This window comes from Methanosarcina subterranea (assembly GCF_055385895.1).
Genome location: NZ_AP042426.1, coordinates 2,388,872 through 2,411,620, shown reverse-complemented (window position 1 = coordinate 2,411,620; position 22,749 = coordinate 2,388,872). Strand labels below are relative to the sequence as shown.

Here is a 22,749-nt window from a genome sequence, read left to right as displayed (position 1 = left end):
TAAGGGTGAAAGATGGGGGATAGAATGTGGAAGTAACAAAAATAAGGATTCATGACCTTCCTGAGGAAGAGCGTCCCAGGGAACGTTTAATTAAGAACGGACCGGAATCCCTTTCAAACGCCGAACTGCTTGGGATAGTCCTGAGGACAGGCTCAAGGGAAGAGAATGTTGTCAGCCTGTGTAGCCGGATATTCTCGGAATATAGCATAAAGCAGCTCAGCCTTGCAAACGTTTCAAGGCTTACGCAGGTCCATGGGGTAGGAAAGGCAAAAGCTGCCCAGATAGCTGCGGTCTTTGAGCTCGCAAGGCGGCTTGAGACTTTTGTGGAAGAGCCGAAAAGAAAAATCTGCTCCCCAAAAGATGTCTATGCCCTGATGTATCCTAAAATGCGCGAACAAAAAAAAGAAAAATTTATAACACTGTATCTTGATACAAAAAACCAGATCCTTAAAGAAGAGGTAGTATCCATAGGCAGCCTGAACGCCAGCATCGTTCACCCGCGTGAAGTTTTTAAATCTGCACTTATGGAATCATCGGCATCCGTGATTATGGTTCACAACCACCCCTCAGGAGACCCGAGCCCGAGCAGGGAGGACATAATGGTTACCGAAAAGCTTGTTGAGGGAGGAAAGCTCCTTGGCATCGACATCCTTGATCATATAATAATAGGAGACGGAAGGTACGTGAGCCTTAAAGATGAAGGGTTTGTAAGATAAAGACAATTAAAGCTGCCGCCAAAACTTTCAAAATGCCGAAAGTTTCAAAACCGAAGTTCTCAAACTGAAAACTACAGATGATTTTTTTCAATGAGTGCGTTGCAAAAATGATAGCTTCAGATGGAATTATTCTTGGTTCTCCGGTATATTCTGCCGGTATGACTTCCCAGATGAAAGCCTTGATTGACAGGGTAAGTATGGTACTGGCAGGAAACAAAGGATTACTTAAACATAAAATAGGAACATCCGTTATAGTCGCTCTCCGCGGTGGGGCTATCAGTGCTTTTGATACCCTTAACAACTTCTTATACAGTAAATAAATGTTCCTTGTAGGCTCAAGTTACTGGAACATAGTTTACGGAAATGCCATAGAGAAAGTTAAACAGGATGAGGAAGGCATTGAAAACATGAAAAAATCTTGGACAAAACATGGCATGGATATTGAAAAAATTCATAATAGTTAAGATTAACAGTTAGATAGTTGTACTTTTAGATGCTTATATTCGATTTCGATTTACCCGGCAAAACATTACTTTATTCAACTTGCTAAACCTGCGATACTTTGAAAAATTTAGAAAATTGAAAGGAAATCTGCGGAAAGTGAGTTCTATGCGTTTTCGGCACAAGCCGTACACTCTATTTTTCGGACTGTCCTACTTCCAGAGAAAAAACAGCAGTTTTTTAGAGCAAAAGCATTGATGTTTTAGTGAAATTTTTCAAATTTTGATGAAGGAAGCATTTCCTTAACTTTGCCTATGACAACAGTATCGAAGCAGTTACTTAATTCCTCATGGTTGAACGCTACGAGTAACGAACCGACTTCACAGTATAAGGGCTGGTTATTATTTACAAGTTTGGCACTATTTTGTGAGGAATTATTTGTGAGTTTGATACTATCTTATGATCCTAATAACTCTAAACCACCAACCACTACTAAAGAAAGAAAACCAACTAAAATAATTCCATATTTTGTACTACTTCGAATTGTCACGAATTACCACCTTTGAATAAATATAGCAAATGCCTGCGATATCATCTGAATCGAGACTTTATCTATTTTTCACTCAAAAACCCAAATCATTATGTATCTTTTACCCTTCAATATAGTCAGGGCTTACGATCAAAACGCTCTCATTCGTTTCAAGCTCATTTTTTATTCTGATTGCATCACTCTCTGGAATCCAATTCTCTGGTTCACTCCAATTCTGAGACCCATCTCCAAAAAGAATATAACACACAATAGATTTTTTCACCTGAAGATTATATTTTTCCATCACCTTCAGAAAACTTTCATTCTCAAAACCTTCTTCGGATACAATTATGTAATAGTAATTTTCCTTTTTGATTTCAGGGAATCTAGGCTCAGGGATTTCAGGGTATACAGGATCATTCCAATTTTTTTCTTTACTCAATTCATCTCTTTTATCTTCACCTACTTTTACGTAATACCTATCTCCCATATGATCAACATTGTATTCTATGATATAGTTTCGAGTCAAGTTGCAGCTTTCAAGAATAGCTTTAACCTCCGGCTCAGTAGTCCCTCCTTCAAATTCAATAAGTAAGCCACCTGCTTGTATTCCGTTAACTGGCGTTTCCGTTTCAACCGACATTTCCGAAACAACGTATGTTGGTGTAAACAGTACCAGGGGTATTACGAAAATCAGAAAAATGATAAAAACAGCGATAAACAATATTTGGTCGTGTCCCCAAGTTATTGAACTGGAACCCTAAACGTTAGTAATTCCTTTAAACTCCATATGTGATCAGTTATTCCTTCTACCATTGCTGGGGTTCTTTGGAACCATTTTCTATTTCCAGAGTTTATTTCTAATCTTAGGGACTTATGAGGTTTTATAAGGTTATACCACGCCTGGAATAAATCAAAAGCTTTCTGATGCATCTTCATTGTTTTACTGAAATTCATCCCTTTTCTTATAAATCTTGCAAGAGATGTCCTGATCGTAAGATTTATCCTTTCTGCATATGAAGTGCCAATATAACTCTCCGAATTAACTTCAAGCGTTTCGAATATTTCTTTCGGATTTCCAAAAATGATACGTTGAATTGTTTCAACTACGTAGTTCTTTACCTTTTTCTTTAGTACCTTGACATATTTTAAGTCGTCAAGCGGAACCAGTCTCGGTAGTGGTCTTCTCCCAATACCTTTGTATTGTGGTAACTCGATTTTACCATAAACGTTTATAAGCCCTTCTTCAAAGGCATCCCAATCATCCGAGGTAAATACAGGAATAGGAGAAGATGCGTTCCGCATCTTCTCAACTCCGTTAAATAACTCTATAGCATCCTCTGTACTACGTTTTCCTTCATGATGGAAAAGGAGCAATCTTGAGTCACTTTTGATTGCTGTAAGTGAATATACATCACCATACTCTTCAGAATCCTCTTCAGTAACATTTTTTTGCTTTTTTTATGTATGACCAGATCTCATCAACCTCTACTCTCTTAAGATTAAGATCTCGAAGGAAATAAGCTGTAACTTCTTTTGAATGAGTTCCTGCAATCTCGAGCCATCTACAAACTGTATCTTTATCATGCCCAGTAGCTCTTGCAACTCCACGAATACTTCCTTTTTCAGGAAGCATAGCTAATGTCTTAAGAATTTCTTCCTCAGGAGTATCAAGTCCAAAAAATATTGTACCTTTTGTTTCACTAAAGCAACGATTACAGGTTTTACATTTAAGAAGAACATGATTATTTTTACCATATCTCTCTTTAAAGGTTATATTCCCCTGATTTTTAATTCCATAATCAGGGCAATCTTTGTTCCAGCAAAAAAATTGTGAAAAATCGATTTCAGAAGTGATTTCAATACCCCCAAATAATAATAAATTCAAAATTATATAAAATTAAGTCAATGATTTGGGGACACGACCCAATATTTTATAAATTGATTTTCTTATCATGAAAAATTCACTCCTATATAATATCCATAATGTTTAAAAACGAGGAGTTTTAGCCCCTTTTATATAAGGTGATTCTCTAGGCCTACATTTGTTTCAGTTTAGAGAATATTTTCTTCACTTTAGTAAAACCATTCTAGAATTGATCCAATAAAAATTTCAGTCCGATAAGTAATGACAGCAAAAACCATTTTGGTACTTACTTTTTCCTGAGCTTCCGTCCTGCATACAGACATCCCAAGCTTCCCAGTAATCCAAAACCTGGAGTAGAGCTAATTTCATTCGATTCATTTCCATTTGAGTTACTGTTATTAGATTCGGAATCACCATTGTTTGAATTACTGAGCTTGACAGTGTTTTTTTCTTCAGATAATAAGTTAGTTCCTTCAACCCTTATGTTTTCAGTTGCATTGGAGGTTATCCCTGTGCTTTGGGCAGTCATATCAGAATCCATAAAAGGCACAATTATAACTCCAGTAGGATAGATTCCTGCATTCACAGTAGCTGTAATAGTGTTTGTTGCCGTATCAATTACAGAAACATTGTCACTTTCGGCGTTTGCCACATATACCTTTTTTCCGTCCGGTGTGACTGCAATTCCCATTGGCCATTCTCCTACAGGCACTCTGGCTGTGACAGTGTATGTTGCTATATCAATTACAGTGACGCTTTTATTGTAGAAGTTTCCTAAATATACCTTACTTCCATCTGGACTGACTACAATTTCACGAGAAGAAGTTCCTACAGGCACGGTGGCTATTACAGCATCTGTGGCTGTATCAATTACAGAGACAGTGTTGCTGTTAGCTACATATACTTTATTTCCATCAGAAGTGACTGCAACACGATGAGGCGAGTCTCCTACAGGCACAGTGGTTATTATATTATCAGTGGCTGTGTCAATTACAGACACAGTGCTGCTGTTATAGTTAGGCACGTATACCTTTTTTCCGTCCGGTGTGACTACAACTTCATAAGGACTGTCTCCTACAGGTACATTGGCTGTAACTTTGTTTGTGGTCGCATCAATTACGTAAATAGTGTTGTTGTGACTGTTTGCAGCATATATTTTTTTTCCATCCGGTGTAAATGCAATATCATAAGTACTCGGCCCCACAATAATCGGTGCCATTAAGGTGTTTGTCGCTGGGTTAATTACAGAGATATCGATGTTGTCGCGCTGCTTCGTCACATAAACTCTTGTTCCTTCAGGGTTAAATATAATTCCCGAAGGATAACTACTTTCTATATTCACTTTGGCATTGACCGTATTTGCGGCTGTGTCAATTACATAAACAATGCAGACGTCGTCTATAGTTGCGGACGCTACATATATCTTTGTTCCTGCAGGGTTGACTGCAACTCCTACAGGCCACCCATCGCCGAGAGGCACTCTGGCTGTAACATTGTTAGTTGCTGTATCAATTACAGCGACAGTAGGAGTCGGAAGAGTACCATTATAATTCGTATCGTAATAATAATTCCCCAGATTTGTTACATATGCAAATGGAGCTGCACCTGCTACACCAGCCAATAATAAAATCATAAGTGAAGTTATTCCCAGAACTCTTATGAGAGTATGCTCTCGATATGTTTTATCACATGTTATTTCTTCCATTTCAAGTCGCCCCTTATGTACTCTTATAGTTAGGATAATTTCGGGATAAGCCAATTATATGAAACATGTAAACTAAACAAATCGATGCAACTAGATACAGAATAGTCCCAAAACACTACCTACCAGTAAATATTATAAAAATTACAAAAATCACAATGCACAATAATACGAAGCCTGTAATAGCTTTAGCTAATTTTTCCATAATCAACCCATCCTTTTACTATTTATTTTAGCCTAATTTCTATTGTCAGCCTATCATAAACAGGGTATTAAAACATCAGTAGAATAATTGCAATTATTGGAAAAAGCAAGAAAAGAGTACTGTTGAACTCCATGAATTCCTCTTATCTAACTCCTTATAAGTTTTCTGGCCATTCCATCAAACTATCTGTTTTTCATAGTTCTTTCGAGTCTGAAATTAATTCCTGATCTTTGATTGTTCGATAATCTGGAGAGAAATTACATATATGAGCATCTGCCTCCACTCATATTTAATAATTTATATAAAAACAAGACTTAAATAAATTTAATTTACTTATTTCTATATTTGGAATGATTATTTTAAATATATACTAATTTATTGCTTAGTCGAATGATTGGTAAATAAATGAGTTATTTATGATATTCTTGAACTGCTCACCCCAAAACTGCAAGATCACAAAGACATTTGTATTCTTGCTCTCGCAGAGAGCCTCAAAATCTGACATAATGCAGAGTTGAAATTAATCCAGTCTTATTCTGAATAGGGTTGGGTGATTTCCCACCTTAGTAAAGACTCGCAGGTTTCTTTTTATTTTCTTTGAGACAATTGGCGCGAAAATCGGAAAATCAACGCGTATTTATAAGATTGAAGATAGGCTCTATTCTATGCTGTAACTTCTGCCCCTGTGGGTGTATTGCTGCATCGACATAAGATAGCTGCGCTTTGTATTTTGCGAAGCATTTATATTTAGCAGCCATTCTATTATCGTATCACTCGATTCCAACTCTTTAACTCCTAAAAAATATCACACTATGCAAATCAGGCAAAGTAACCTGATTTTTCAATAATGTATTAATAGACTATATATACAGGAAATGGGCTTTTGACAACAATTTATCCTCCCACTTTCTATCCCCCGTAAAAAGGAGGTCTTCGGCATTACAAAACATATAAACGCCTGTGCACTGGACAACAGACAGACTGAGGAAGTAAATCTTGATGATCCTTATACTGTGCCTTACAGGGGCATTTATGCGGTCTGTGACGCGAAAAACGAATACGCGGAGATTATCGAACACTCCAACTGCTATAGCGGGGCAGCCTGGTCCCTTTACCATTATGCAAAGGCTCCCCTTATCCTGAAAGCCCGTTCAACGGGAAACATGATCCGTTATTTCATGAAAACAGGGACCTCAAAGCTTGAACTCAAACCCTCGGTTGCAGCCGCAGGCATAGAATCCGTAATCGTGCAGGGGGACGAAGTGGAGATCACCTATGCAGGGCTGGGAGGCGGAGGCGTTGGTGCAACTCGGTGCAGAGCGTTTGCAGACGGAGTTCTGCGCTACAGGATTTCCGAATCCGGAGGAGAGCGCTGTGCAAAGGGGACAATTGTGGTTCCCCGCAGGGACCGCGTCCTTATAGGCATAGACGACACGGATTCAAAGGACATTGGAGCTACCTGGACCCTGACCCATAACATCGCAAAGGAGCTGGACTGCCAGGAAGCAGTTTACCTCTCCCATGCCCTTGTCCAGCTCTTCCCTGTTCCTGAAAAGACCCAGAACTGCATGTCAACGGTCTTGGAATTCGGCTGTGTGGACGAAAAAGCGAAGTTAAAGCTTGTAGACTCTTTTAAAAAAGCCCTTGAAAAATACAGCGCGTCCAGAGAAACAGGGCTTGTAGTACTATCTGATTTTTACGCAAAAGGGCTTTACCGGTACAGCAACCGCTGCCGGACAGAAAGGGTCTCGAAGGCGGATACCCTGCGCTGCGCTGAAGAAAACAATGTGGAAGTCCTGCTTGACGGCAACGGGGTAATAGGTGCTCTTGCTTCCCTGCCCTGGTTCGGGAGACCTGAAGAATCCATTATTCCCGGAACAGAGATAACGCCGATAAGCATGGAAAAAACTAATTAACATACCTAATTAAACAGTACCGAATCTACTCGAAACTCCTATAATTTCCGGGTGGGGAGTCAGCTTGAACGAAGAAGCCGTATGTGAAACAATATGTAACGGGTTTGAAGCCCTTCATCTTGCAGCCATCGACAGCGATGTTAAGCTTATAACAGGAGTTCCTGGGTACCCTGTTACATCCCTGATGGAACTTTTTTTGAAAACAGACATGCCATTAACTAATACACACAATACACACAAATCAACTTACAGGGCTAACTGGCTTACAAACGAGAAAGTTGCCCTGGAAATAGCCCTCGGAGCCTCTGTTTCGGGCAGAAGGGCCCTTGTGCTTGTAAAACACGTTGGTATGAATCTGCTTTCCGACCCCCTTATAACTTCGGTTACGCACACTATCGGTGCGGGTCTGGTAATCATTGCAGGAGACGATCCGGGTGTAAAAGGCTCTCAGAACGAGCAGGACTCCCGCTGGTATGGCAGGATCGCTGAAGTTGCAGTATTTGACCCGGTTAATCCCGATACTGCGTACAGAACTCTCAGACGGGCTTATGAGCTTTCGGAAGAAATCCGGGCTCCAGTAATTCTAAGAGTAACCGCAGGTCTGGAGAAAACTGAAGGGAAAGTCAGGCGCCTTCCCGCTTCTTCAGCTGTCCACCCCCTGTTTGACCGTTCGATCTGGGGACTCCGGATGATGGAAAAGCACCAGCACTTTCATTCTAAAGTTTACCCGATGCTTGAAGCAGAAGCCGAAAATACTGACCTGAACAAGGTAACAAAAGAAATAGAAGAAGAAATAGAAGAAAAAGGAATAGAAGAAATCGAAGCAGACACACAGACTTCAGAACAGAAAGAAGTCGAAAGGATTAAAGGCGTTAAACGGATCGGAATCATCTCTTCAGGTTTTGCATCCTCAGTTGTCGAAACCATATTGAAAAAACCAGGCTATTCTCACGGATTTTCTCATCTGATTCTCAACCTTGTAAATCCACTTCCCCTGCAGAAAATAGGAAATTTCCTTAAGAATAACCGGAGGGTACTGGTAGCTGAAGAGTCAGAACCCTTTATAGAAGAGCATATCCGGATTTCAGGCAATGTCTGCGGCAAAAAAACGGGACACCTCCCATACGGGCAAATAATGCCTGAAGATATCGAGTTTGCCCTTGAGCATATCGAGGAAGAAACAGTTTCAAGTCCCGTAGATTCTATACGTACCGAATTCAGGAAAAAAGACAGAGCTGCCATCTGTGAAGACTGCCCCTATCTCCCACTTTACCATTTTCTCCGTATATCTGACATTCTGGTCGCCGGAGATATGGGATGTTCTGTCCGGAGCGCCCCCGAACCCCTTGCTGCAGTTGATGTCAGCTTTGCCCTTGGCTCGGCAATCTCGGTTGCCTGCGGCTTTGAGAAGAAAGGTATAGCCGTAATCGGAGACTTTGCCCTTGCACATTCCGGCATCCTCGGTCTCTTAAATGCTGCAAGCGAAGGTTATGAAGTGCTTGTACTTGTACTTCAGAATGAAGTCGCAGCCATGACAGGAGGGCAGAAAGTCCCTGAACTGAAGAAAGTAATAGAGGCCATAGTGCCTGATGTGTCGGTTTTTAATTTAGATGGGGAAGAAGGAAAAGAAGTTCAAGATTGGGAAAAAAAGAGAGAGGGTAATAGTCGAAAGGAAACTGAAAAGGAAATGGGAAAAGAAGTGAAAAAGCCAACCCCATATTCGGAACTTTCAGACCTTATCAGGGAAAAACTCGCCCTTCCGGGAACTTCGGTGATTTTTATAAAAGGCAAATGCAGAAAATATTGAAGCATTAAGTTCTTTTATTTGATTTTATTTCATGTTATTTTATTTATTAATTTATTTATTTATTTATTTATTTATTTAGTTAGTTAGTTAGTTATTTTAACTTTTGATGCATTTGAATCGGGTAATTATTCAAATCAAGTAATATATTCATCTATAAGTTTTTCTTTCGATTTTTCTTTTTTCTGATTTTTCTCCTTTTCGTTATTCTTTCTTTGAGAGAACGCTCTCCTGCGTCGAGTGTAACAGGACGACCCGGTATGGTGAATAAGGTTGTACTGGTCATGAATATTTGAATAAATCATCCGAGCAAAGCTCACTACTAAAACTCATAACTTAGTCCTCTTGAGCGAAGCGCAGCGGAGCGAAAAGGACCGCGTACTCCCGAGGCGCAATTCGGGCGAGGCGCAATTCGGGCGAGGCGCAATTCGGGCGAGGCGCAATTTGGAAGGGAAAAGCTATAGTTTTATAATTTAGACATGTTATAAATGATTTTTTATATTCGATTTTTTCATCAAGGGGAATTATTATGAAAAAGCCGCGCTGATAGCGCGGTAAATTTCCATGAATATGCCTAAAAGGTTTTTTTGCTCCTCAACCCAAAAACTCTTCCTTCCCTTTTCGCATAGACCGATAAAAATCCATAGCCACAGCTACCTTTTTTCAATCATTTTTCTCAGTTCCCCCTCTCAATTTACTTTATCCCGGTATCTGGAACGGTCTTTTGTTCTTTTCTACAGACCAGATAATCCTTATCATCTTTTTAGCTGATGCACAGAGTGCAGTATTGTAGTGCTTCCCCTCACTCATTTTCTTCATAAAATACTGCTCTATTACCGGATTAAACAGCTTTGCTTGCACAACAGCTCTCCCCAAAACCCATCTTAGCAGTTTTGATCCCTTTTTGTTAGGTCCTGAAATAACTTCCTTGTTCCCAGATTGTTTTACTTTTGGATCATATCCTGCAAAAGCAACGATCTGGTCAGGATGCTGAAAGTTTTCCACATCTCCAAGTTCAGCCCAGATCATAGCTGCCATTAAATCGCTGATTCCCGGAATTGTCTGAAGATAATGCTTATCCTTCACCGTTTTCCATGCAGCCGAAATCCTGGTTTCCACTTCTTTTATCTGGTTTTCTATATATTCAATCAGTTTCAGCAGAGACTCAACTTCAAATAGTAAAGCCTCCTCAATAAAGTCAGGAGAAACTGAATCTTTCGCCATTTCTAAAAGTTCTCTTGCTTTCTCAGGACTGTAATGATTCCTGCTCGTTTTTCTCATCAATTCAAAGAGCCTTTCTTCTCCCATTTCAAGCATATCAAAGGGTCTTGGTGCTTCATTTAGAATAGCTATTGATGTTTTTGTGAATATGCTTGAAAACATCTGGTCATATCCAGGAAAAATAAGATGCATGTTGCGTATTACCCGCTTCTTCAGGTTAGCCACCTCTGATTTCAGTTTGAAATGGAATCTACAGTATTCCTTCAGTTCCATTCTCATTTTATCGCCATAACAGATTTTTGGGGCTTGCCCGAATCGAAGCATTCCAGCAATTGTTTTTGCATCGATTTGATCTGTTTTTGCTCCCCTAACGTTGACTGCTGCAAACCCCCTTACCTGAGAAGGATTGTAAAGATGGATTTCATAGTGTTTCGAAAGTTCACAATATATGGTATACCAGTATATTCCAGTGGCTTCCATTCCAATCCTTGGAATTAGATCTAATTCACCTGCGGTTGATTTTACACGTTCTCTGAACTTCTCAATACTGCTTTTTAAATTCTTAATTTTGATGTATTTTCCAATCTGTTCTCCCTTATCGTTCAGAATACAGGCTTCATGTATATTCTTAGCAACATCAATACCAACATTCAAATACACTTATAAGAGCCCCCACGACACTATTTTATAGGCTGGGAACCAAATATCCCTCTGCTCTCTACAGACCGTAAGCTCGTGGAAAATCGCCAGACTCTGTGAACACAGAGCTGTAACATGTTAAATTGCCGGAGAGCCGTAGGAGTGAGGGTGGTAGTCTAAGATAGCCGGACAAAGCCGTAAGTCTGCAAAACTACCCTCCCAGCCTACGTATCGTTTTTATGAAAATGCAGCTATAAAAAAAGCTGCAATTATCCTTTATACGAGTCTGCTTGAGCGAGCGAAGCGAGTGAAACAGACCTCGTGCTCCCGAAGCGAAACTCGGGAAGCGAAACTCGGGAAGCGAAACTCGGGTGGCTCAACCAAGCATTCAGATTTTTGAGCCGTCTACTGTCATTTATTAGTGAAGAATATCAACATTACAAAAGTAGGCAACCAAACTTTTAACAGGACTTAAACTGCACTATTTTAACCTGAATTCATGCTGTTAACCCCCGCGAACTTAAAAAAATTATATTCACTCTCAGTCAGTTATATTTCTGCTTCCGGCAGGAAACAGTCAGCTTAATTCCCTGAGAATAATTAGCTTATTTTTCCTGATGAATCCAAAAAATATTTATTTCTATTTTTTGAAACTGATTTTTTATAGAGTTTTCAATAAATCGAGTTTCTATTTGTTTTCAGAATCTAAAGCCTGTTCATTTTGAAACATAACTTCAAAACGGTTTGAAGTTTAACAAAAAATTAAATGCTTTGTGGAAAAATAAATAACCAAAGAGAAACAATTGATGTTAGGGAATTAGGGTACATATTATGCCTTAAACGAATAATTTTGAAAACACCAGGAATAAAAAATGGGAAGTAAAGGGGTGAATAAATTTGAACAGAAAATTCCAGATTTTATTGATAGTAGGGGCTTTATTGCTTATCACTGGCACACTTCTTAATATCACCAGAGATCCGCTTCTCTTGAGTTCAGGAGCTGTGACTGCATTATTTATGATTTTGCTTTTCAGAATAGATCCTCTGAGCCCTCACGAATAATAGACTCTCTGAGCCCTTATAATAAGAGGGAAAAAGAGGGTTTTTCTTTTTTAGGTGTAAAAACTTAATTATTTTACGTCTGACTTATTTTTATCAGTTTTACCTGAGGTATAAATCATGGAATACAGAATCAAATTAGTATCAGTCTACCTGATACTATTGCTTTTTGTCTTTTTTGCTGGCTGCTCCGGTCAGAGGACAGAACAGGGCGCGCCCGGCTACGCCGCAGATGTACTTAAAACAGAAGCCGTAACTTATTCAGGAGTTCTGGGCCAGGGTGCCTCCCTGCCGATAAATTATAATCTGGAAGCTCTTGATGTCGAGTTAAAAGCGCCTTCTTACGAGTTGCCCCTGCAAAGGGACAAAATCTCCAATTATGGAACCTTTTCTACCAGAATCCCTCTGGACGCATCAGCTCTTGAGATTCTGGAAAAGAATGGTTTTGTGGTAATAGAAAACCCTTACAACCCCGCAGAAGAGGACATAACTTCAATGTACGTGACTCTCAAAGAAGAGGAGGTTCCTATTTTTATTACCACGGATTCTCTTCTGCACCTCTATCATATCCAGTTTGATGAGACCCTGCGCCAGATAGAGGAAAAGGAATTTTATGATGCTATCTGGAAGACCGATCTTGCCCTGCTGGATGCCTCGGTCGAGAAATACAACAGCGCTTCAGGGGAAGAAAAAGAAGCCGTAAGGAGAAACACAGCTTACTTCGCGGTTGCTTTGAGCCTGCTCCAGCCGAAGCCCGAACAGGTACAGGCAGCAGAAGATCCTTATGGCTTTATTGATGAGGCTCTTTTCCCTGCAGGTTCGGCAGACCAGTACCAGTTTGAGATCCCTTCATTTGTAAAAGAAGAGGTTGAAGCCGAACTGGCTCTTATCGAAAAGCATGAAGGCTTTAGTGTTTCTCCGATTTTCCTTTATAAAGAAGATTATTCTCAATATGTACCCAGGGGACACTACACTCACTCGGAACTCCTGAAGAATTACTTCAAAGCTTTTATGTGGCACGGCAGGATGAGCATGCTTCTGAAAGGCGAACTGATCAAATCCGAAGACCCTGCAAAAGATGCCCGCATCCAGACTATCCAGGCAAGCCTGATCGCTTCAGAGCTCGAAAACTCGCCTGAACTCCTTGAAAACTGGGACCGAATCTATGGGGTTACGGCTTTTTACGTGGGCTTTTCCGATGACCTGGGACCTTATGAATACATGGAAGCCATGGACTCGGTCTTTGGAAATGGAGAAAGGGAGTTTAACGAAACAGCTGTAGAGGAACTGAAAACCGCACTTGCTGAATACCAGGGCCCGGAAATCTACGGCGGCACCGGAAACTGTTTGCTGGAACCGCCCTTCACGCCTGAGCAGGCTGACGAATGCCTTGAAAATACAACAGGTTTCCGCTTCATGGGACAGCGCTTCATCCCGGACTCTTACGTTTTCTCAAACCTTGTCGGAGCCTATACAGGTGAATATCAGGGAGAAAAGGAAGAGCCTTTCACTTTAGTAATTTCAGGGGCGGGAAGGCCTATTCGCGGTTTCCCTCGCGGGCTCGATGCAATGGCTTTTCTGGGTTCTGAAAGAGCTGTCTACTGGCTTGACGAATTAAACGATTCCAGTTACGAAAATTATAGTCTCCGGTACGGGGGACTGGACTCGGAGTTTTCGAATTTCAGCGCAGCCGAGTGGAACAGGAACCTCTACTGGTCATGGCTTTATTCCCTCCAGCCTCTCCTGAATGATTATGGTGAAGGCTATCCGACTTTTATGCAAACCGATGCCTGGCAGGATAAAGAATTAAGCACTTCGCTTGCTTCCTGGACTGAACTCAGGCACGACACTATCCTCTATGCCAAACAAAGCTATACTATAACTGAAACAGGCATGCCCATGCCTCCCGAAGAAAAACCGGTTGTAGGATATGTAGAGCCAGTCCCCGAATTTTACGCCAGGCTGCTTGCCCTAACGAAGATGACAAACCAGGGGCTTGACGAAATGGGCGTGCTTAACCCCGCTTCAAAATCAAGGCTCGCGGACCTTGAAAGCATTCTTTCGAGTGTTCAGGCAATTTCGGAAAAAGAACTTGGAAATGAAGAGTTGACAGAAGAAGATTACGAATTCATCAAGAATTTCGGGGACCAGCTTGAAGGCGTCATAGACGATGTCGATGAGAAAGCAAGAAAAACTACGGTTGTGGCTGATGTCCATACCGACGGCAACACAAAAACCGTACTAGAAGAAGGAGTCGGATATGTGGACATGCTCGTAGTTGCGTATAAGCTTCCGGATGGCAGGATCCTCATAGGAGCCGGGCCCGTGATGAGTTATTACGAGTTCAAGCAGCCCATGTCCGACCGCCTGACCGACGAAAAATGGAGAGAAATACTGGAAACGCATCCACCGGAAAAGCCGGAGTGGACTTCCACCTACATTTCTTAATTTTTACTTTTTTGAATCAAAGAGATCGGTATAAGCTGAAAATTTCTGGAGAGCATAAGCAAGGAAAGGCTTGCCTGGATTCTTTTCGTTCAAAAGCCCTCATAGGAATCAAGTTTATTATCGATATTTTATATTTTGAACCCTGGTATTTCATTTTTTGAATTCGGGATTCTTCTGGTGCTCTATTAAGGAAGAAAGTATCCATCATAGTGCTTTCGTGGAAAGGGTTGCCCTGATAGGAGAACTGCGATCAGAAATTACCCGGGAACAGATATGGAAAGGTATTAATTAGATAAGTATGAGTAATAATATGTGGGTTAAATGATTATAGTAAGCCCTTGATAAACCATGAGGTGATAATTATGTGTAGCGTTGGAGACTCGTTTGATATTGATATGGAAGGAAAGTTGCCGTTTAAACAGTACGAATGCAAAGACTGTGGAAACAAATTCAAAGGCATTGGCAAGAATGTAAAATGCCCTTCCTGCCAGTCTGCAAATGTAACAGAATCCAAATAAACATGATTTTTAGATACTATTTTTAAGATGAAAATACAAGCTTCTTCTAAAGACATTTCACTGAAAGAAAGTGAAATGCTTCTCCTGCGCGGCACGGCAGGAACAGTAGCTATTGTAAAAGCAGGTCCGGGCGGGCAGTTTTTTCTGGAAACCGAAAATGAAGAAATCGTACTCGGACTGGAGCCTCATGACCTGATTGTCGCTTCTGCGCTTTCGGTGGATGAGAAAACTGAGAAAGGGCTTAAATGCGTTCTCTTCATGATTCGGGAAATCAGGTCACCGTTAATAGTTCTTCCAAAGAACCATCCTGCATCACCAAGGCTCCCAATCGTAGTATCGGCTGGAAAAAAGACTGTTCTAAGCTGCAGTATCACACCTGGCACACACCCGAATCAAGACGTACTATGCGGTTCAAACGAATTTGATCGCCTGGAGATAACAGGAACACTGGAGGGCGTACAAATTAAAAATATGCCACAATGTGAGGTATTAAAGGTTAATTTTGATATCTAATCAGCATACCTCTTTAATTTTATTACGCCATTTTCTGCTTCCGTTAAGGGTGAACCGCCTCTCCTTACTCTACTTGAGCTCTTCGTTTCACGACAGGTTTTTGAGAAAATTGCTTCCTTTGAGTTTTTACCTCATTTGAGTTTTCGGTTCTAAGAACCCGATACCTATTAGTAAACCTGTTTTTCGAAGATTATCAACAAATTATTGATAGCTTCATATGTATGTAGAATACTTAGAAAAAAAGTTAGATTTAGAAAAGAATTGGAATGAATCGTTAGAAACATTCTCATTTCTTATGCACTTTAGATCGAAACCTTCTCTCTTCCACTGTCTTGGGTTTTCTGTTCCTGCCTGACCTGGGTAATTAGCTTTTCGAGCTGCTCCCGGGAAATGCTTTTACGCTTTTCTTCGGTGCAGACCTTGACTTTTTCAATCAGAGCACAGAGTTCTTCCCGTTCAAGGCAGAAGCCGATACTGTTGATTATTCCTTTCAGGGCTTTTGTGCCTGTGTGCTTTCCGACGACAAGGTTGCGCTTTCCGCCAACCATCTCAGGGAGGAAGAGTTCGTAGGTCCGTGGTTCTTCAAGGATTGCAGCGACGTGGATTCCTGACTCATGAGTGAAGGCGTTCTGTCCGACAACAGCTTTGTTCACCGAGGGTGTAATGCCCGAGTATTCCGAGACCATTCTGGAAAGTGCAGTCAGTTTTGTTGTATCATAACGGTCTATCCCGTACTGCACCCTCAAAGCAACCATAACTTCTTCAAGGGAGGCATTTCCTGCCCTTTCTCCTATTGCATTGACTGTCGTATGAAGCTGCTTTGCCCCGGCTTCGGCGGCTGCAAGGGTGTTAGCTGTAGCCATGCCAAGGTCATCGTGACAGTGAATGCAGATTGAAGTATTTACGGACTTAAAGATCTCACTCACAAGATAGTGGGTTGTAGTAGGGTTCAGGATGCCCACAGTATCTGCAACGCTTACGTACTGCACTTTGTATTCACTTTCAACTTCCTTGAAAGCCTTCTTGAGGCGGTCAATAGGAGTGCGACTTGCATCTTCGGCTGCAAAACGTACTTTTAAACCGTGATCAGTTGCATATTCTATGGCTTCCTTAGCGCAGCCGAGCATATCCTCAAGACTTCGGTGGTACTTGTATTTGAGGTGCATGTCGGACATTGCAATGAAAATGCTGACGATATCAACATCACATTCAAGGGCAGCGTCAACATCCCCTTTTACTGCTCTTGAGAGACAGCAGATCCTTGAATTAAAGCCCTGCCTTGCAATTTCCTTTACGGTTTCCTTTTCGTATGCGGAAACTACTGGAAATCCGGCTTCTATAACCTCGATACCCATGGAATCAAGTTTACTGGCTACTGCCAGCTTCTGTTCTTTAGTGAACACAACGCCAGGGGTCTGTTCCCCATCGCGCAGGGTCACGTCACAGATTTCGATATCAAGGGGGCGATATTCGATGAAATCCATAAGTGTGTTTCTGGAGTACTGCTCGCTCTCTGACATGGTTGCTGTTTCCCGTGATTTTTCTCAATTTGAGGAATTTTTGATTATTTTTAATGATATTTGTATCAACTGCCCTGAAAAACAATTCAAAGGCCTGGATAAGAAAGTACGTGGCGAAAACACCATTAAAAGTCAAAAAATCTTATATTTAGCAGAATTAAGCATTAGCTTTACCTACACATGTATAAATGTTTTCCTTGGAGGAAAAGAGTTTCCGGGAACAATATTCCTACTTTTGGGCTACTATTTTCGGAGAAAAAATTAGCTTTCAGTTTTTTAAAGTGAGAGATAAAAGTATCAGAGAAATAACTTCAAAAGATAAATCTCAGGGGATACATTTAAGCGAATTATTTAAGGAGTAAAACGGACCTCAGGAAAAAGGTTCTGAAAACCTACGTTCATGAAGAAATTAAAATTAAAGAAGAATCAAACCTGAAAGAAGGCTTTTCTTCAGGAAAGTTTCCGCTGAACTCTTTCATAAAAGCATGTATCTGAAATCCTCACGAAACGTGCAGGATATTTTGATTTCCTCAATTTGACAATATCCTCAGGCTTGATCCTGTAAGACTTCTGACCGTCAATGGCAATTACAGCCTCTTTTTTATGGTCGGACAATTTTACTGTAATCTCACTGTCCGAAGGGATAACCCAGGGCCTTGAGGAGAGTTTGAAAGGGGCAACAGGAACCACCACAATTGCATTTACCCTCGGATTTATGATAGGACCTCCTGCACTCATTGCATAGGCAGTCGAGCCTGTGGGAGTTGCAAAAACCACACCATCTGCACGCATTTCATCAAGAAGGCAGTCACTGACATATACTTCAAACTGAATAATCTTTGCGGGTTTTGCAGACATTACTGCGATCTCGTTGGTAGCGGTTTCAAGCATTTCCCCATTAAGGAAAACATCCACGCGCATCCTTTCGAGATACGAAAAACCGTAGAGGACCTCTTCTATGGTCTCAATCGCATCTTCAGGCTCCACATCTACGAGAAAACCGAGGGTTCCCATATTAATTCCCAGTACAGGGAGAGGGTCTTTCATTTTGGCAATGTTCCGCAGGACTGTCCCGTCACCTCCCACACTTATGATAAGCTCGACTCCCTCATCCCTCATCTTTTCTATCGGAGTCCCCTCGATGTCAAGGACGTCAGCTGTGGCAGTTGAGACATATATCTGCACTTTCGACTGGAAGTTAGCGATAATGCTCCTTACCATATCAAGTACGTCATGTCTGTCACAGCGTGATGCGAGACCTATTTTTTTAATTGCCAAATTATCCACCTGAGAGCAAGCTTAAAAGTTTTTTATGTACGTGTCCGTTGGACGCTACCATCTCCACCCTCGCGGTAACGTTATCAGGAAGCCTTAAAGTTTTTCCGTATCCGTCCGTAACAAGCCCACCGGCTTCTTCAAGGATAAGCTGCCCTGCCGCCACATCAGTTACACGCAGAGCTTTTCGGACATCTACAAAAGCATCAAGCCTGCCTGAAGCTACATAACATAGTTCAAGAGCCACACTCCCGAACAGTCTCACGCGCCGGACGTTGCTATATATCTTTCTGGTCCTTTCCACGTTCTGCCTGTAGCCGTATACACTGACACATAGGTTCTTCAGGTCTGAATTCATGGAGGTTTTAATTTTATTCCCATTAAGATATGCTCCCTTTCCAGCTTCTGCATAATACTCTTCTTTGAGTGCAAGGTTACTCACATACCCGAACTTGAGGTCTGCAAGATCGTGAGAGGCAAAAGCTATTGAAACGCTGTAGAAAGGAATTCCTGTAGAGGCATTATATGTCCCGTCGAGAGGGTCAAGCACAACAGAGAACTCAGGGGAACTGCCGATAACGAGTTCGCCTAGCTCCTCACTGATTACCCTCATGGGCCTGCCGTCGGCTTTAAACACCTCGACTATAGCATTCTCTGCAGCCTGGTCTATACTGGTAGTCGGTGTCCCGTCAGCTCCCATGCATACGAAGCTGCTTGCCGAATCAGTGCCCACAAGCTCAGAAGTTGCATCGTATGCAGCCTTAAAAGCCTCCCGGCACAGATTTAAAAAATTTGAATCTGAAGTCATATAAAGGTCGGATCCTTCTAATCTCGGGATTCCTGCTCCCCTAACCCGTTTTTTCGGGTTAGGGAAACAGAGGTATCAAAAATCAGGACTCAGGCAGCTCGTCAGAAAGTTCATCAGAGAACCCCGAGACCTGGAAACAGAGCTCTGGAAGAGACTTAGAACCCAAGGGCTTTGTTTGTTTTCTGGATTGATTTTGCGCCGTCGCTTTCAAGCTCCATCATTGCGCGGATAGCATCCACATTTTCCGGAACAACGATTGATTCCTGGTGGATTGCCTGGAAGAAGTAGAACTCCTTTTCATGCACGGTAATGGACTCAGGCCAGATGCAGTTCTCCCACATATCATTTCTTGGGCGTCCCATATCCCTGGCAAATTCAATGATCTCGGCTGTTGAACCGATACCCTGCCCCACGAAACGGATTCTTGACTGGGAACTGAAGATCTTTTTGATGTCCTCGGCAGTGCAGTCAGTATTGACTTCCATATTTACGGTATGCAGATGCATGAGAGTTGTCGGAATTTTCATGGCTGCGGTTGTGATGTTGATATGGGGCAGTACGCTCTTAATGTCAGGCCCGTGGTGGGACGGTAGCTTTATCGGGTCAGGAACGATTGCATTAATAGGCCCCTTCTTAACATCATTGGGGTCTACAGCTCTCCTTGCAAGGGTTACTCTCACCTTTTTTACCCCTAACTCCCTGTCTATCGGGAAGATAACCCTGCAGAGCCCTGTTGTATTGCAGGAGACAACTCTTACCAGGTCACGGCCAAGAGCCCCTTCATAATTGCTGGCTGCATTAAAGGAGAAACCTGCAAGCGGGTGACTCTCTCCTCCCTGCCAGATAGCTTTTACCCCGGCTTTTTCATACATTGGTTTGTTTGCTTCCCCTACCCCTCCAGGTGTACAGTCAACTACCAGTTCAGCTTTCTCTACCATTTCTTCAATGGTTCCGGCTATCGGCATGCCTGCCTTCTCAAAGGCTCCGGCATTCTCAGCAGGGGCATATATGTCATACCCTTTCTGGTGAGCTACTGCAGCTTCATAGTTAGGCTTCGTTTTGGAAACCCCTATGACTTCCATATCGTCCTGAGCCTGTACGGCGTCTGCAACTCTTTTCCCTATAGTTCCGTAACCGTTTACTGCAATCTTTGCTTTAACCATTTGTGATCCTGTCCTGTTTAATTCTCTTTTACCCAATCAGGATTTAGTTTAAATTCAGTTTAAATTATAGTTAAACAATAGCCTGAGCAGCTGAAAATTTGGTTTTTCCTGACTTGCGATTTCCGGGCAGTGAATACGCAAACTCAAAGTTTAGGTATAAATTTAAAGTGTTTCATGAATTTATAATGTACGTATGATTTAAAAGACACTGCAAACTGCCCGATTTTCGACCTAAGATATTATTTAATGATAGGAATTTTTGGATGTTTTATTTTACTCCTGAGTGTGATATCTTAGATCACATTGAGGTTATAGACTAGGAACAGATAAATGCTTTTCCCGGGGAGCTATTATTGATCAAAGAAAGTAGAAGAGAGATTCGGGGTTTTCGGAGCTTCCAGACTGTTTTCCGGAGGTCAGGGCTCTAAACCTGCGTATCATCACTCAGTGTAACTGAAAATCTTGAAAGAAAAAACTGCTTTCAGGAGAAAAATTGAAAAGGTAAAGAGGAAAATACTTCTATTACCTGAATCGACTGGCACATAAGGCAGGGTTACAAAGAATCCGAGTAAAAAGGACCAAAAAAAAGGAAAAAAACTCGGAACCAGGAAAAGATCAGGAAAAAATAGGAAAAAAAAGGGAAAAAGAGGGAAAAAAGGGAAAAACAAGAGAGAAAACAGGAAAAAACTAGGAAAAAATCAAGAAAAATCGAAACAAGGGAAAAGAGGTAAAAATAGAAAAGGTTCAATCTGCAAGAATAAGGGCTTCTCCACGTGAAAAATTAACCTCTTTTAGTGAGCCTCCAACTGTCATTTTGTCTCCGAGAATTCCTGTAAGCTGGATTGAGTTGCCTTCAACAAGGATCTTTGCTACGGAATCCATAACTCTCTCACGCGTATCTCCACGAAGCAGAATAACGTTGATTTCACACATTTTCCATCTTCTCCCTTAATCTGATTTAATTTATTTATTTATTTATTTATTTATTTATTTATTTATTTAATAAATTATCTTCTTTATTAGTTTATTCATCACATAATATATCGGTTTTTATTATCCACGTACAGTATTCAGACATATCCAATTTGATTTTTTTTCATTGTCTACAGGTTATTATTTAGTTACCCCGATCAATAAATAGATGCCGAAAAAATCCGGCAGGCACTAACTTCAGGGGAAGTTCATCAGTCTTGCAACCGACAGGCCCTGTTCAAGCCCTAGGTCTTCAGCCACACACTCGCACTTTGTAAGAAGCATATAAGCAATCGGCCCGAAGTTATGTTCTGAGAGAGTCTCGTAATTTGCCATGCCCTTGCTGATTATTAAAGTGGCGTCTTTCATGGCTTTGAGTAATTCGGGAGGAGCTTCCTCTACAAGGATGCCCACTGCATTTGAGCCTGTAGTCATTACCTTATCAACTTTTTTGTCGATTTGAAACTCTGCTACTTCTTCCAGAGTTACGTCTGTAAGGATGGGACCTCCACGCACAACCAGGGTAATTTTTCCACCGAGCTTTTTAATCACGTCAAAAACGATCATATCAAAAAGAATTTCTCCACAATTGTCAGCAATATAGACAACGTCCTGAAGAAGTTCCATCATTTTCGGGGTGTCATCAACGTCAAGCCCGTGCTCGAAAAATTTCAGAAAAGCAGCTTCAAATTTATCCTCGCTTGCATCAAAACCCATAATCCCGAAATCAAAATAATTGGCAATAACCGATGCCAGCACTGCCCGCCTGAAGAGTTCCCCGTCATCAGGAGAATTTTCGTAAATTTTTTCTTTTGCTGCGGGCAGGACTTTTAATGCAGCCTGGTTGATTAACTTTTTTGTAACCTTATACGGATCATTGTCTTCCAGGACTTCATAGCACTTCCTGTGAATTTTAGTGGCTACAGATGCTGACACCGCCTCCGGGCTATAATGTTTGTTCATGACTCCAAGGCACTCATGGAGAGTCTTGCTTATCAGATCTTCATCGTCAGTAGAAAGCTTTGACTGAAAATGTACTCGGGAAAGCAGGCAGTAGGTACATCGTGGGCTCATCTTCATAGGAATTCTTCCTGTTTTTAGGATTATGGATAGGGTTTTTCAGAATATTTTTCAGAATATTACTGATATGTGCGGCAAATGTTATACATTTACTCTTTCTGGAATAGTGAACCTTTAAAAATAAACCTTTAAAAAGGTAACCTGAAATCCGGATACGAGAAAAATTTAGATTGAAATATTTTACTACAGTCTCATATTTATGCATCCTCAGTTTCGCAAAATTGATCAGCAGCGAACATGGATCAGGAAGCGAACTTTACGAGCAAACCTTTTTGAGAAGATAAATTCTTTATAGAGGAGATGTGTAAAATAATTTACAATGATATCCGGAACACGAAATTTCAATCCCTTTT

21 protein-coding genes are annotated in these 22,749 nt (G+C 41.2%); 10 read left to right on the top strand and 11 right to left on the bottom strand.

The genetic code is table 11. The features are described 5' to 3' along the window. Window positions 1-26 precede the first annotated feature (26 nt). The 3 genes from radC (at window position 27) to ACZ5A8_RS10595 (ending at window position 1,180) form a co-directional block, all read left to right on the top strand. On the top strand, window positions 27-716 hold the full coding sequence (gene radC / locus ACZ5A8_RS10605) for a RadC family protein (protein ID WP_464533841.1): 690 nt from the start codon (window positions 27-29) through the stop codon (window positions 714-716). Between the two features lie 77 nt (window positions 717-793). After that, window positions 794-1,036 (top strand): flavodoxin family protein, encoded by a 243-nt coding sequence (locus tag ACZ5A8_RS10600; protein ID WP_464533840.1) that lies wholly within the window; start codon window positions 794-796, stop codon window positions 1,034-1,036. Beyond that, on the top strand, window positions 1,037-1,180 hold the full coding sequence (locus ACZ5A8_RS10595) for a hypothetical protein (RefSeq protein ID WP_464533838.1): 144 nt from the start codon (window positions 1,037-1,039) through the stop codon (window positions 1,178-1,180). A gap of 627 nt (window positions 1,181-1,807) precedes the next feature. On the opposite strand, the gene ACZ5A8_RS10590 is transcribed toward ACZ5A8_RS10595, so the two are convergent. The 4 genes from ACZ5A8_RS10590 to ACZ5A8_RS10575 all read right to left on the bottom strand — a co-directional run bounded on the left by ACZ5A8_RS10590 (window position 1,808) and on the right by ACZ5A8_RS10575 (window position 5,258). After that, on the bottom strand, window positions 1,808-2,329 hold the full coding sequence (locus ACZ5A8_RS10590; protein ID WP_464533837.1) for a UPF0228 family protein: 522 nt from the start codon (window positions 2,327-2,329) through the stop codon (window positions 1,808-1,810). Window positions 2,330-2,430: 101 nt separating this feature from the next. Continuing rightward, a complete protein-coding gene (locus ACZ5A8_RS10585) occupies window positions 2,431-3,063 on the bottom strand; it encodes an IS1 family transposase (RefSeq protein ID WP_464533835.1) in 633 nt (210 codons plus the stop codon). A 61-nt stretch (window positions 3,064-3,124) separates the two neighbouring features. After that, window positions 3,125-3,574, bottom strand: a complete 450-nt coding sequence (locus ACZ5A8_RS10580) for a transposase (protein WP_464533741.1) — start codon at window positions 3,572-3,574, stop codon at window positions 3,125-3,127. A gap of 265 nt (window positions 3,575-3,839) precedes the next feature. After that, window positions 3,840-5,258, bottom strand: coding sequence for a beta-propeller fold lactonase family protein (locus tag ACZ5A8_RS10575; protein WP_464533834.1), 1,419 nt, complete (start codon window positions 5,256-5,258; stop codon window positions 3,840-3,842). Window positions 5,259-6,473: 1,215 nt separating this feature from the next. On the opposite strand from ACZ5A8_RS10575, the gene mmp11 reads away from it, so the two are divergent. Together mmp11 and ACZ5A8_RS10565 are read left to right on the top strand one after the other, a co-directional pair. Beyond that, the gene (gene mmp11 / locus ACZ5A8_RS10570) at window positions 6,474-7,376 is read left to right on the top strand and encodes a methanogenesis marker protein 11 (protein ID WP_464533832.1); all 903 of its coding nucleotides are present in this window, start codon (window positions 6,474-6,476) and stop codon (window positions 7,374-7,376) included. Between the two features lie 64 nt (window positions 7,377-7,440). Continuing rightward, a complete protein-coding gene (locus tag ACZ5A8_RS10565; RefSeq protein WP_464533831.1) occupies window positions 7,441-9,183 on the top strand; it encodes a thiamine pyrophosphate-dependent enzyme in 1,743 nt (580 codons plus the stop codon). Window positions 9,184-9,879: 696 nt separating this feature from the next. On the opposite strand, the gene ACZ5A8_RS10560 is transcribed toward ACZ5A8_RS10565, so the two are convergent. After that, on the bottom strand, window positions 9,880-11,061 hold the full coding sequence (locus tag ACZ5A8_RS10560; RefSeq protein WP_464529245.1) for an IS110 family RNA-guided transposase: 1,182 nt from the start codon (window positions 11,059-11,061) through the stop codon (window positions 9,880-9,882). A gap of 876 nt (window positions 11,062-11,937) precedes the next feature. On the opposite strand from ACZ5A8_RS10560, the gene ACZ5A8_RS10555 reads away from it, so the two are divergent. The 4 genes from ACZ5A8_RS10555 (at window position 11,938) to ACZ5A8_RS10540 (ending at window position 15,578) form a co-directional block, all read left to right on the top strand. Beyond that, the gene (locus ACZ5A8_RS10555; RefSeq protein ID WP_464533829.1) at window positions 11,938-12,102 is read left to right on the top strand and encodes a hypothetical protein; all 165 of its coding nucleotides are present in this window, start codon (window positions 11,938-11,940) and stop codon (window positions 12,100-12,102) included. Window positions 12,103-12,219: 117 nt separating this feature from the next. Next, on the top strand, window positions 12,220-14,547 hold the full coding sequence (locus ACZ5A8_RS10550; RefSeq protein WP_464533828.1) for a DUF3160 domain-containing protein: 2,328 nt from the start codon (window positions 12,220-12,222) through the stop codon (window positions 14,545-14,547). Between the two features lie 362 nt (window positions 14,548-14,909). Next, window positions 14,910-15,065 (top strand): hydrogenase maturation nickel metallochaperone HypA, encoded by a 156-nt coding sequence (locus tag ACZ5A8_RS10545; RefSeq protein WP_229389068.1) that lies wholly within the window; start codon window positions 14,910-14,912, stop codon window positions 15,063-15,065. A 27-nt stretch (window positions 15,066-15,092) separates the two neighbouring features. Beyond that, complete coding sequence (locus tag ACZ5A8_RS10540) at window positions 15,093-15,578, top strand: hypothetical protein (RefSeq protein ID WP_464533826.1); 486 nt, start codon at window positions 15,093-15,095, stop codon at window positions 15,576-15,578. Between the two features lie 302 nt (window positions 15,579-15,880). Here ACZ5A8_RS10540 and ACZ5A8_RS10535 read toward each other — a convergent pair whose 3' ends face one another. Continuing rightward, window positions 15,881-17,098, bottom strand: coding sequence for a homocitrate synthase family protein (locus ACZ5A8_RS10535; protein WP_464533825.1), 1,218 nt, complete (start codon window positions 17,096-17,098; stop codon window positions 15,881-15,883). Here ACZ5A8_RS10535 and ACZ5A8_RS10530 point away from each other — a divergent pair. Continuing rightward, window positions 17,097-17,363, top strand: a complete 267-nt coding sequence (locus tag ACZ5A8_RS10530) for a hypothetical protein (protein WP_464533823.1) — start codon at window positions 17,097-17,099, stop codon at window positions 17,361-17,363. The genes ACZ5A8_RS10535 and ACZ5A8_RS10530 overlap by 2 nt on opposite strands. 185 nt (window positions 17,364-17,548) lie before the next feature. Here the strand turns inward: ACZ5A8_RS10530 and ACZ5A8_RS10525 are convergent, their stop codons facing one another. The 5 genes from ACZ5A8_RS10525 to ACZ5A8_RS10505 all read right to left on the bottom strand — a co-directional run bounded on the left by ACZ5A8_RS10525 (window position 17,549) and on the right by ACZ5A8_RS10505 (window position 22,396). After that, window positions 17,549-18,376, bottom strand: a complete 828-nt coding sequence (locus tag ACZ5A8_RS10525; RefSeq protein WP_464533822.1) for an NAD(+)/NADH kinase — start codon at window positions 18,374-18,376, stop codon at window positions 17,549-17,551. A 1-nt stretch (window position 18,377) separates the two neighbouring features. After that, window positions 18,378-19,181: a bifunctional fructose-bisphosphatase/inositol-phosphate phosphatase gene (locus tag ACZ5A8_RS10520; protein WP_322225614.1), complete on the bottom strand. Its 804-nt coding sequence runs from the start codon at window positions 19,179-19,181 to the stop codon at window positions 18,378-18,380. Between the two features lie 155 nt (window positions 19,182-19,336). Then, window positions 19,337-20,344 carry a type II glyceraldehyde-3-phosphate dehydrogenase gene (locus ACZ5A8_RS10515; protein WP_322225615.1) on the bottom strand — a complete coding sequence of 336 codons (1,008 nt, stop codon included), beginning with the start codon at window positions 20,342-20,344 and terminating at the stop codon, window positions 19,337-19,339. A gap of 744 nt (window positions 20,345-21,088) precedes the next feature. Next, window positions 21,089-21,277 carry a CooT family nickel-binding protein gene (locus ACZ5A8_RS10510; RefSeq protein ID WP_229389087.1) on the bottom strand — a complete coding sequence of 63 codons (189 nt, stop codon included), beginning with the start codon at window positions 21,275-21,277 and terminating at the stop codon, window positions 21,089-21,091. Between the two features lie 237 nt (window positions 21,278-21,514). Further along, window positions 21,515-22,396 (bottom strand): damage-control phosphatase ARMT1 family protein, encoded by an 882-nt coding sequence (locus ACZ5A8_RS10505; RefSeq protein WP_464533820.1) that lies wholly within the window; start codon window positions 22,394-22,396, stop codon window positions 21,515-21,517. Between the last annotated feature and the right edge of the window lie 353 nt (window positions 22,397-22,749).